The sequence below is a fragment of the Chrysiogenia bacterium genome (assembly GCA_020434085.1).
In the GTDB taxonomy this organism is placed as follows: domain Bacteria; phylum JAGRBM01; class JAGRBM01; order JAGRBM01; family JAGRBM01; genus JAGRBM01.
In genome coordinates this window covers 1-1,555 of the sequence record JAGRBM010000511.1, presented here as the reverse complement: position 1 = coordinate 1,555, position 1,555 = coordinate 1, and the positions used below count along the sequence as shown (strand labels likewise).

At 64.1% G+C, this 1,555-nt stretch carries 3 protein-coding genes; all 3 read left to right on the top strand.

The window, feature by feature from the left end:
* The coding region (locus tag KDH09_17235; GenBank protein ID MCB0221444.1) for a hypothetical protein at positions 1 to 481 on the top strand (481 nt) is incomplete at its 5' end.
* A 41-nt stretch (positions 482 to 522) separates the two neighbouring features.
* Positions 523 to 717, top strand: coding sequence for a hypothetical protein (locus KDH09_17230; GenBank protein MCB0221443.1), 195 nt, complete (start codon positions 523 to 525; stop codon positions 715 to 717).
* 4 nt (positions 718 to 721) lie between these two features.
* The coding region (locus KDH09_17225) for a hypothetical protein (protein ID MCB0221442.1) at positions 722 to 1,555 on the top strand (834 nt) is incomplete at its 3' end.

Sequence of the window (1,555 nt, the reverse complement as noted above, 5' to 3'; positions counted from 1 at the left end):
CAGGTGGCAAGCTAAGGAGAATCCCATGGACAAGCGCGAAATTTTCTCAAGTATCCTCGAAATCCTCACCCCCATTCTCGTGGCCGGGCTCACGTTTCTCTCTGCGTGGCTGGCAAAGCTCATCACCGCGAAGGTGAAAGGTGAATACCTTCGCGGCGTGCTGGTGCGACTTGATGAGGCGGTCTTCACGGCCGTAAAAAGCGTCGCCCAGACCTATGCCGATGCTTTGAAGAGCGCCCGCGAGGACGGAAAGCTGGAGCCCGCCGAGCGTCAGGAGGCCAAGCGCCGGGCGCTGAATGCCCTGAAGTCCTACCTCGGCACCAAGGGCATCGGCGAGCTCGGCAGGATCCTGGGCCTCGCATCCGCAAATCAGGTCGAGGAATTCCTGGCCGGCAAAGTCGAAGCCGCCGTCCACGACCTGAACCTGGTGAAAAGTGGGGGCGAAGCCTCCCCTTTGGCGGTGGTGCCCGCGGGGGCCTGAGCCCTGCGGGCGAGCTTGCTCGCAGTCTTAGCGAGGTGGGCGTGCTCGCTCCAAAGAGCGGCTCGCTGGAGCTGGGGCTGCAAGGCAGGCCGGACTTTCTGGGAGGCGCGCTCGAATACCGCCACCGCGTAAGCGAGCGCCTCTCGCTCTTCGCGCAGGGTAGCGGCGGCCTCATCAAAACGCAGCGTTTTGAGCCCGGCTGGCAGGCGATGGCAGGGCTCAGATTTTCCTGGTGAGAACATGGCAAAAGCAGCCAAACGAGCGGACTGGCCGCTACTTGAATACTACCTTGATGGCGATACCTGGCTCTGGCGAGGGTCGCTGCTTGGCGCCCCGGCCACGGCGGACCAGTTCGCGGCGCGGATGCAGGCGGCCTTTGCAGAGGTCCACGAGTATCTCTGCGAGGTCCATCCCAAAGACGCCGCGAACATCCGGCGGCTCACCCTTGTCTCCAGCGACGATCTCGAAATCGAGACCGGCGGGGATGATTTTCTCCTGCAAAGCAAGGCGGGGTTTCGCATTCACGTCGTGGGGCGCTACCGGCCCGCCGGCGTTGCCGATCTCTCGCGGATTGGAACGCGCCGGCGCGGCCAGGCGCTGTTTTTGCCGATTCAGGACAAGGCCGCATGGAAGGGCGCGGCGCCGCGCGTTGATCTCTCGCAGGGCGCGCTGCTCTACGACGGGCTCTCGCGGGTAATCCTCTCGGCGCTTCGCGGCGATGCAAACCGCCAGCATCTCTCGGCCGTTCTCTTTGAAAAAGACGGGAGAGACCTCATCGCCGTCGCCACCGACGGCCACCGCATGAGCGCGCACCGGTTTCTGGGCTTCGGCGGAAATCTCGATGCAAAGACCGCAAAGGCCCTCGTGCCGCTTCCGGCCGTGCAGGAGCTTCTGCAAAGCGGGCTGAGGCGTGGCCGTGACTACGTGAGCGACGTGTTCTTCGACCTGCGGCGTGCCGGAGACCCCGGCACCTATGCGTGGTCTCCCAAAACGCCCTCCGAGAAGGCCTGGCAGGGCATGGTCATCGCGGACGGGATCGAGTTTCCAGTGCCGCTTCTTGATCCCGAGCGATTT